Here is a 9,068-nt window from a genome sequence, read left to right as displayed (position 1 = left end):
CGAGCCGGCCGCGGTCGCCGAGATCGTCACCCGCTGCGCGCGGCTGCCGCTGTCGCTGGTGGTGGTCGCGGCGCAGGCGGCGACCCGGCCGGCCCTGACGCTGACCAGTCTCGCCGCCCAGCTGCGGCAGCGCCGGGGTGACCTGACGGCGTTCCGCGGAGGCGACGAGGGCACTGATGTGCGGGCGGTCTTCAGCTGGTCGTACCGCCGGTTGTCCGACGACGCCGCCCGCCTGTTCCGCCTCCTCGGTCTGCACCCCGGGCCGGACGTCGGCGTCGCGGCGGCCGCCGCGCTCACCGGCGCCTCGCCGGCCGCTACGCGCCGGCTCCTGGCGGAGCTCGCCGAGGCCAGCCTGGTCACCGAGGCGATCATCGACCGGTTCTCCCTGCACGATCTCCTTCGGGCGTACGCCGCGGAATGCGCCATGGATCAGGAAGAGGCGGACACCCGGCGGGCCGCACAGCGGCGTTTGCTGGACTACCTGCTGTACTCGGTGCAGTCGTGCGCCCGCGTGCAGTACGGGGAGTGGCAGAAACTGGACCTCCCACCGGCCGGCGACGACATACCGGTGGAGCGGTTCGGCGACCCGGGGGCGGCCAACGTGTGGTTCGGTGCCGAGCGGCGGGTCCTGGTCGCCTCGATCGGGCAGGCCGCGGCCACGCCCGGCCTGGAGGCGTATTCGTGGCGCCTCGCGTTCAGCCTCAGCCTGCTGATGGAGGCGCACGCGATGTGGCGCGAAGCCGTGACCGTGGCACGGATCGCCCTGGACGCGGCGACCCGCACCGCCGACCGGGTCGGCTGTGCCCACGCCGAGCACTCGCTGGGGATGGCGTATTCGTGGCTGGGCCGCGACGACGACGCGCTGACCCACCTGGCCCGGTCCCGGTGGACGTTCGCGGCACTCGGCGACCGGTTCAACCAGGCCCGGGTGTGTTTCGGCATCGGCCTGGTGCACGACCGCCGCGGTGCGGACGCCGAGGCCCGCGACCAGTCCGCGCTGGCCCTGGAGCTGTACCGGGAGATCGGCGACCGCCGTGGCCAGGCCATCGCGCTGGGCAACATCGGCTGGTCGATGGCCCGGATGGGCGATCTGGAACCGGCACTCACCCACTGCCGCGAGTCGCTGGCCATCCATCAGGAACTCGGCGACGTGCAGGGCACCGCCGGTTCGTGGGACAGCCTCGGTCTGGTCCACCAGCGGGCCGGCCGGCTCGACGACGCGCTGACCTGCTATCGGGCCGCGGTCGAGCTGTGGGGCCAGATGGAGAACGAGTTCCAGCGGGCCGACACCCTGACCCGGCTCGGCGACGTGCACGCGGCGGCCGGTGAGGACGGTGCGGCCCGTTCCTGCTGGCAGCGGTCCCTGGCGATCCTGGACGGCCTGGAGCACGCCGACGCCGAGGCGGTCCGGGGCCGGCTGGCCCCGGTTCCCACTCCTTCCGAGAACCTGACCTAGAACCCGGCGGGCGGTCGCACCCACCAAGCACGTTCTCCAGCTCGTCCCGCCGGATCACGATCGGCCGGGGCCGCCCAGCTGGTCGCCGCGCTCGCCGCGCCCGCCCTGCGACATGTGCGGGACGGGCCGGTATGAACCTCTCGGCGCGGGCGGTTCAACCGCTGACGCAGGGGTTCCCGTTGAGTGCGTATGCCGTCGGGGCGCCGCGGTCACCGGTGTGCGTCGCCTGGAAACCCAGGCTGACGGACGCGCCCGGCGCGATCGATGCGTTGTAGTTGACGTTGGTGGCGGTGACCCGTCCGGCCGACGTCGTGTAGGTGGCGTTCCATCCGCCGGTGATCGACTGCCCGGCAGGCACCCCGAAGGTCAGCGCCCAGCCGTTGACCGCGGTGTTGCCGGTGTTGGTGACGGTGATGTCGACGGTCAGCCCGTTGTTCCATGCGTTGACCACACTGGTGACCCGGCAGGCCGCGGGCGAGGACGGCTGGGGTGACGACGGCTGGGGTGACGGCGGCTGGGGTGACGACGGCTGCGGCGTGGGGCTGGACGGCGTGGTGCTGCCGCCGAACTGGGAGAAGAACTGCCACACCTCGCCGGAGACCCAGGAGGACGAGGCGTTGCGGTCCACCGGCAGGGGCACGTGGTCGCCGTCGAAGGCGGCCCACCTCACCGGATATCCGTCGCGGCACCCCGTGTAGCCGGTGGTGATGTGTGTGCCGCTGCCCTGCGCCGGTTCCGGCAGGTTCTGGGCAGCACAGCCGTTGGCTCGCACGAAGGTGTCCCGGATCGATCGGCCCTGCGAGATGTTCAGGACGCTGTCGCGGATGCCGTGGATGCCGAAGTAGGCGACCGGACCGGACGGCGCGGAGCAACCGCTCAGGTTGGCGCCGGCGATCGGTGCGACCGCCCGGAACACGGTCGGCCGGGCGCAGGCCAGGGCGTAGCTCATGGCTCCGCCGTAGCTGAAGCCGAGGGCGAATCGCTGGGACGTGTCGACGCACAGGTCGTTCTCGACGACACGCAGGATGTCGTCGACCAGGGTGACGTCCCGGCCACCGGTGTTGGCCCATCCGGCGTCCAGGCCCTGCGGGGCCACGAAGATCGCACTGTTCCCGGATCGCTGCTGTAGCCCGTAGAAGCCGTTGCCGACGACGTCATTGGCGCTGCCGTTGAGCCAGTGCAGACCCACGACCAGCCGGTACGCCTGGGAGCTGGAGTAGTTGGCCGGCAGCCGAAGGATATAGGTCCTTGCCCGGCCGCCACTCTGGATCGTGTAGGTGCCGTCGCGCAGGGTCGGTGTCTTGCCACAACCGGCGGTGGCCGCCAGCGTGCTGTTCTGTTCGGCAGAGGCTGTTCCGCTTGTCAGAAGCGCCGCCCCCACCATGATCATCGTCGCCGCGATGGCGGCTGCCGTACTGAGAAGGACGCGGTTGCCCGCTCTTCGCTGTGCCATCGGAACGCCTCCGAAATTATCGACGCCAATGATTCGACCGCGGATTTCAGCGATGTTACGGGAGCGCTCCCAGCTATTCCAGCAGCGCGTTGTCGGCAATGTTCCGGTGTCGGCAAAAGAGCAGCTCACCCAACTTTCCGATGGATATAACAGTTATTCGCCAACCGTTCTGGCAAATGAGGCAAGGAGTGAATGCCAGAAAACCGTTATATGAGAAGGCGCCGGATGGTCGCACTCCCTCCAGAAAGCTCGCTTCACCACGCTGCCGACAACCGCTCCGGAAGTTCCGGACCGCAACGGCTCGGTACCGGGCCCGACGCCCCCGCTTCCGAACATGCAACTTGCCGATGGCCGGCGACGTTCGGGTCGCGCCGACTAGACAATCTGGTCGGTAATTACGCAATTCTTCCGGAATTTGTCGCCAATCTCGGGGCCGGACGACCCGATCTCGCCGTCGCGATGACCGACCCGACCGAATTGCCGCGGCAGGAAACCTCGAATACCGATCCCCAGCCGTCACGAACTGGAATCGGTCCCAGTCATCGCGGGAACCCTGTCGGCCCGGCTTGACATCTGAGCAACCTTTGCCCAGCATCAGATCGAGATATGCAGATGTAACAATCTGGAAGCGCTTCCAGTCTCAGCTCCGGACGGCCGCCCCGACAGCCGATCCCCATCCGATGCTCAGGAGACACGACGATGAGACGACCGCTCTGCTCCCGTATGCTCGCCGCCCTGGCGCTCGTGGTCCCCGCGGTCCTGGTCGGCGCACCCGCCGCGCAGGCCGATCCGATCAGCCAGACCAGCGGCTTCTACGTCAACCCGTATTCCAGTCCGGCTTCATGGGCAGCCGCCAACCCCGCTGACGGGCGGGCCTCCACGATCCGCGCCGCCATCGCACAGAAGCCGATGGCCAGTTGGTTCGGCAACTGGAGCGGCGACATCTCCCGTGCTGTCGGCAACTACGTCGGTGCCGCGGATACCGTCGACAAGCTGCCGCTCCTGGTGGCGTACAACATCCCCGGCCGCGACGCGTGCGGTGGCCACTCCGGTGGGGGCGCGGGCAGTGTCGCCGCCTACGACCAGTGGATCACGTCGTTCGCCGCCACGATCGGCAGCCGGCCCGCCGTGGTGGTCCTCGAGCCCGACGCACTGGGCGACTTCAGCTGCATGAGCCAGAGCCAGATCAACGAACGCCTCGGGATGCTCTCCCGCGCGATCGGTCAGTTCCGGTCCAAGGCACCCAACACCTGGACCTACCTCGACGCCGGCAATCCCGGCTGGGTCGACGCCACGACGATGGCTCAGCGCCTGAACTCGGCGGGTGTCTCCGGCGCGCGCGGTTTCGCACTGAACGTCTCGAACTACTTCCCCACCGGTGAGAACGTCACCTTCGGCAACCGTCTCGGCAATGAGCTGCGCCGGTACGGCTACACCAAACCGTTCGTGGTCGACACCAGCCGCAACGGCAACGGTGCCAACGGCCAGTGGTGCAACCCCGCCGGGCGCCGGATCGGCACACCGACGCAGATGGGCGGCGGCGCGGAGATGCTGCTGTGGCTCAAGACCCCCGGTGAATCGGACGGCAACTGCGGGGTCGGCGGCGGCTCGTCGGCCGGGCAGTTCCTGCCGGAAGTCGCCTACAAGATGGTCTACGGATATTGATGAGAGGTCACCCCTCATGGGCTCGGCAGGTAGCTGAGGCCATGAGGGGTGGTCCTCCGACCCCACGCCAGGCTCAGGCGGCGAGGGCGTAGGCCGCGTAGTGGCTGGCCCGGCGACGCCCGTAGATGGTGAACGTGTCCCGGACCGTGCGGATGATGCTCTTGGCCGTGACCGTCGACCCCGCGACCCGGGCCTCCAGCCGCACCGGGGCACCCTTGACATCGGTGATCCCGGCGGCCTTGGTGGCGACGAACAGTTCCAGGTCGAACGCGAAACGCCGCTCCCGGAGGCGGGGCAGGACCGCCAGCAGCACGTCCCGGCGGATGATCTTGCAGCCGGTCTGGGTGTCCCGGACGTCCAGGCCGAACATCGCGGTGACCAGGGTCGAGTAGCTGACCGACACCAGCTTGCGGAACCCGCTGGCCGCGCTCACCGACTCGGTGTGCCGCTTGTCGGCGTACACCACCGCGTGACCACCGGCCCGAGCCACCATCAGGTAGTCGACCAGGTGCTGCGGGTCGATGTCACCGTCCGCGTCGACGAACCCGATCCACGCACCGTTCGCCGCCGCGAACCCCTGGTGCAACGCGGCACCCTTGCCCTGGTTCACCGCGTTGTCGATCACCGTGACCCCGGCGATCCCCGCGATCGTCGCCGCCGAACCGTCAGTCGAACCGTCGGACACCGCGATCACCTCGAACGCCACACCGGCGTGAGCCAGGCAAGCCACCAGACGCTCGACGGTCGGGCGCAGCGCCGCTCCCGGGTTGAAGAACGGCACCACCACGGTCAACTCGACACCGGCACGAGCGGCGGGGGCGGCGGGGGCGAAGACTGCGGTGGCGTTCATGCCCGATCAGATCGGCCCGCTACCTCAAGGCAACCTCTGGCCGGGATCAAACCCCACGCAAGGTCTCACTCAGGTTTGGCGGACCCCTCCACGCCGGGCGGCCTCTCCCCACCGGGCGGCCTCTCCACGCCAGGCGGCCTCTCCACGCCCGGCCGGCCGGGCAGCCGTTTGGCCGGTGCGGGGAAACTCCCCCGCCCGAGAGCCGCCCGCATGGTCACCACACAGCGGTCCCGGGCCGCGTCGACCCGCCTCCGGTCGTAGTGATGCTCCAGATTCATGTCCGCGTCGGTGGTGCGCAGCGGTTTCTGCCAGGCCTGTTTCATCTGCTCGCCGACCTCGGCCTTGGCCTCGTTGGCCAGCAGCCGGTAGGCGGCCGCCACCCGGGGCGCCTCGATGTCCAGCAGTGCCTGGTGGAAGGCGAGCCGCGAGTAGATCCGGCTGACCTCCTCGGTGAGCTGCTGACGCGCCTCCACCGAGCCGGTGCGCCGGCGGATCCGATACGGCATCTCGGCGTAGTCCTCGATGACGCTGAGCGCCTCGCCGAACGCGCGGGCCCGGCGCTCCCGGCGGGCGGCACGCTGGTTGAGCGCATAGGTCAGCAGCGCGGTGAGCACCGCCCCGACGATGGCGATGACCGGCACGATCACCGCCGTGGTCTGCGCGGCCGTCCACGACATGCTGCCGACACCGCCCCGAACGTCAGATCTGCTGAAGAACGTCGATGATTCTCGCAGCAGCGTCCGGATCCCATTGATCCGGGCCCGGCCCGAAGAGCCGGTTGATCCCGTTCTGGCAGGGCAGGGCCGCGAACGAGACCGGATCGGCGGCGAGACTCCGCCGCAGCCACTCGACGGCGCCGCCGTGGGCGACGCGGCCCGGCGAGGCGCGATAGACCCGGTCGGGGACGTTGAAGAGAAGGCATTCGATGAGGTACGACGGAGCGGCCCCGCCGTCGATCATCCCCGCTCGCTCGGCCCGCCGCCGGGCACGTTTAGCGGATCGGACCGCCTCCTTGAAGCGCCCGCCGGTGCGCAGGTCCTTGGCGTCGCCGTTGCGCCGGTGCTGGCGCGGGAAGTTGACGATCGGCCGCCCCTCCTGATCCCGGAAGAAGACGCCCTGCTCGTAGTGGCCGTCCCCGGGCACCGGATACCACCGGTACTCGGTGGCGACGAGAATGTCGACCATCTCACCGAACAGCGAGTCCGGGTCGTCGACGTTGAGGCAGCGGCGCCCCATCCGGACGGTGTGGGACTCCCCCATCACGGCGAGGACGTCGTCGCGGAAGTCCTCCCAGCGACGGCCGGCGGCCGCCGGCATCGTGAGCATCAGCACCAGGTCGATGTCGCTGCCCTGGTCGAGATGGGTGTTGTTGACCCGGGAGCCCTGACCGAAGATCTCGAACGACCCCGGGTCGAGCAGCGCCGGCCGTCGCAGCGACTCCCGCAGCGTGGCCTCGGCCCACGACAGCAGGAACTCCCCGGGCGCCACCGGCCCCGCCCGCACGAACTCCCTGCTCATGCCGACAAGTATGACGCGCCTCGATGCAACCGTGCCGCACGCGACTCCAGGTAGCGCTGCTCGGGCAGGCTGAGGGTCAGCCGCGCCGCCCGCTGGTAGTGCTCCCGCGCACCGGCCCGGTCGCCGGCCAGTTCCAGCAGGTGGGCGCGCACCGCGATGGTCCGGTGATGACGGGCCAGCACCGGGTCGCCGGCGATCTGGTCCAGCGCGGCGAGACCGGCTTGCGGGCCGTCGACCATGGCCTGCGCCACGATCCGGTTCAGGGTGACCATCGGGCTGGGGTCGAGGGCGTGCAGCATCCCGTACAGGGTCAGGATCTGCCGCCAATCGGTCTCCTCGGCCCGCGCCGCCTCGTCGTGGATCGCCGCGATCGCGGCCTGGATCTGGAAGGGACCGATCGGGGCCCGCGCCAGCGTGTCGGTGATGATCGCGACGCCTTCGGCGATCGCGGACCGGTCCCAGCGGTCGCGGTCCTGCTCGGCGAGCGGGATCAAAAGTCCGTCCGATCCGGAACGGGCGGGCCTGCGCGCGTCGGTGAGCAGCATCAACGCGAGCAGACCGGCGACCTCGCCGTCGTCGGGCAGGCGCCGTTGCAGCTGGCGGGTCAGACGGATCGCCTCACGGGTCAGCTCCACCCGGTTGAGGCTGTCGCCGGAGCTGGCCGTGTACCCCTCGTTGAAGATCAGGTAGAGCACGTGGCGGACCGGGGTGAGACTCGCGTCCGGAGCGGGCATCGCGAACCGGGCGCCGGTGGCACGGATCCGCTGCTTGGCCCGGCTGATCCGCTGCCCGACAGTGGCCTCCGGCAGCAGCAGCGCGCGGGCGATCTCCGCGGTGGTGAGCCCGCCGACCGCCCGCAGCGTGAGCGTGACCTGCGCCGGCACACTCAGCTCGGGATGGCAGCACAGCAGCAGCAACGCCAGCTCGTCGTCGCCGCGCACCTGCGGTACCGGCTCGTGCCGCACCGCCTCCTCCCGGTGACGGCGGGCCGTCTCGCTGCGCAGCGCCTCCACCCGGCGGCGGCTCGCCACCGTGATCAGCCAGTTCCGCGGCTGGTCCGGCACCCCGGTGTCCGGCCACTGCCGGGTCGCCGCGATCAGCGCCTCCTGGACCGCGTCCTCGCAGGCCTCGAAGTCGCCGTACCGGCGGGCGACGGCGGCCAGGACCTGCGGCGCGCACTCGCGCAGCAGATCCGGCAGCCCGGTGAGGTCTCCCACGTACTCAGATCTCCCACGTGCTCATGTCCAGGACCGGGCGCACCTCGACCCGGGTGTAGGCGGCGTCCGGTGCCTTCGCCGCCCAGGCGACCGCCTCGTCCAGGTCCGCGACGTCGATCAGGTAGAAGCCGGCCAGATGCTCCTTGACCTCGGCATACGGCCCGTCCGAGGTGATCGTCCGGCCGTCGCGGACCGAGACCTGGGTGGCCAGGGCCGGATCGCCGAGCCCTTCACCGGCCACGAGCACCCCGGCGTCGCGCATCTCGGCGCTCAGCCGGAGGTGGCCGAGGCCGAGGTCGGCGCGCTGCTGGTCGGTCAGCGTCTCCCAGACGGCCAGCGACTGTGGGTTCGATTGGATCAGGATCAGATACTTCATCGGTTGTCTCCTTCTCTCCTGCTGTGTTGTCGAAACCGGCCGGGGTGGTTTCGACGTCACGGCATGAACGAGATCCAGGAAGTCATCGAACGTAAAGCGGCACTGCTGGAGACCGGCGATGCCGAGGCCATCCTGTCGTACTACGCGGACGGGTTCGTCGAATTCAACCTCGCCCCGCCGCTGCGCCAGCCCGGCGACCGCCGCGACCCGGAGCTGTTGCGGGCGTGGATGGCGAACTTCGAGAAGCCACCACGCCGCGAGGTCACCCAGCTGGAGATCACCACGGACGGTGACGTGGCCTTCGCGACCAGCATCGACCGCATGAGCGGGGTGCCCCGGGGCGCGGCGGAGGGCTTCACGCTGTGGTTCCGGGTGACGCTGGGCCTGCGGCGTGTCGGCGGGAGATGGCTGGTGACCCATGAGCACGAGTCGGTGCCGTTCGAGATGGACGGCTCATTCCGCGCGTCGACCGACCTGACGCCCGCAGGCTGAGCACACGCCGGGCCGAACGGAAATGCCGACGGCGGCTCGAC

9 protein-coding genes are annotated in these 9,068 nt (G+C 70.0%); 3 read left to right on the top strand and 6 right to left on the bottom strand.

All coding sequences use genetic code 11. The annotated features are described in order from the left end of the window. The coding region (locus tag ACFO0C_RS16710) for a tetratricopeptide repeat protein (RefSeq protein WP_378067546.1) at nucleotides 1-1,456 on the top strand (1,456 nt) is incomplete at its 5' end. 154 nt (nucleotides 1,457-1,610) lie between these two features. Here ACFO0C_RS16710 and ACFO0C_RS16705 read toward each other — a convergent pair. Beyond that, nucleotides 1,611-2,909: a cellulose binding domain-containing protein gene (locus ACFO0C_RS16705; RefSeq protein ID WP_378067545.1), complete on the bottom strand. Its 1,299-nt coding sequence runs from the start codon at nucleotides 2,907-2,909 to the stop codon at nucleotides 1,611-1,613. A gap of 699 nt (nucleotides 2,910-3,608) precedes the next feature. Between ACFO0C_RS16705 and ACFO0C_RS16700 the strand changes: the two genes are divergently transcribed. Next, nucleotides 3,609-4,574 (top strand): glycoside hydrolase family 6 protein, encoded by a 966-nt coding sequence (locus ACFO0C_RS16700; RefSeq protein ID WP_378067544.1) that lies wholly within the window; start codon nucleotides 3,609-3,611, stop codon nucleotides 4,572-4,574. A gap of 73 nt (nucleotides 4,575-4,647) precedes the next feature. On the opposite strand, the gene ACFO0C_RS16695 is transcribed toward ACFO0C_RS16700, so the two are convergent. The 5 genes from ACFO0C_RS16695 to ACFO0C_RS16675 form a co-directional block, all read right to left on the bottom strand. Beyond that, a complete protein-coding gene (locus tag ACFO0C_RS16695) occupies nucleotides 4,648-5,424 on the bottom strand; it encodes a glycosyltransferase family 2 protein (protein ID WP_378067543.1) in 777 nt (258 codons plus the stop codon). Between the two features lie 65 nt (nucleotides 5,425-5,489). Beyond that, nucleotides 5,490-6,101 carry a hypothetical protein gene (locus ACFO0C_RS16690; RefSeq protein ID WP_378067542.1) on the bottom strand — a complete coding sequence of 204 codons (612 nt, stop codon included), beginning with the start codon at nucleotides 6,099-6,101 and terminating at the stop codon, nucleotides 5,490-5,492. A 22-nt stretch (nucleotides 6,102-6,123) separates the two neighbouring features. After that, the gene (locus tag ACFO0C_RS16685) at nucleotides 6,124-6,942 is read right to left on the bottom strand and encodes a hypothetical protein (RefSeq protein ID WP_378067541.1); all 819 of its coding nucleotides are present in this window, start codon (nucleotides 6,940-6,942) and stop codon (nucleotides 6,124-6,126) included. Continuing rightward, complete coding sequence (locus ACFO0C_RS16680) at nucleotides 6,939-8,159, bottom strand: RNA polymerase sigma factor (protein ID WP_378067540.1); 1,221 nt, start codon at nucleotides 8,157-8,159, stop codon at nucleotides 6,939-6,941. The genes ACFO0C_RS16685 and ACFO0C_RS16680 overlap by 4 nt, the downstream gene beginning before the upstream one ends. A 4-nt stretch (nucleotides 8,160-8,163) precedes the next feature. Next, nucleotides 8,164-8,535 (bottom strand): YciI family protein, encoded by a 372-nt coding sequence (locus ACFO0C_RS16675; protein WP_378067539.1) that lies wholly within the window; start codon nucleotides 8,533-8,535, stop codon nucleotides 8,164-8,166. Between the two features lie 63 nt (nucleotides 8,536-8,598). On the opposite strand from ACFO0C_RS16675, the gene ACFO0C_RS16670 reads away from it, so the two are divergent. After that, complete coding sequence (locus ACFO0C_RS16670) at nucleotides 8,599-9,027, top strand: YybH family protein (protein WP_378067538.1); 429 nt, start codon at nucleotides 8,599-8,601, stop codon at nucleotides 9,025-9,027. Nucleotides 9,028-9,068 lie beyond the last annotated feature (41 nt).

The sequence above is a fragment of the Actinoplanes subglobosus genome, assembly GCF_042650585.1.
GTDB classification, from domain to species: Bacteria; Actinomycetota; Actinomycetes; order Mycobacteriales; family Micromonosporaceae; genus Actinoplanes; species Actinoplanes subglobosus.
This window is presented reverse-complemented; position numbering and strand designations above follow the sequence as displayed.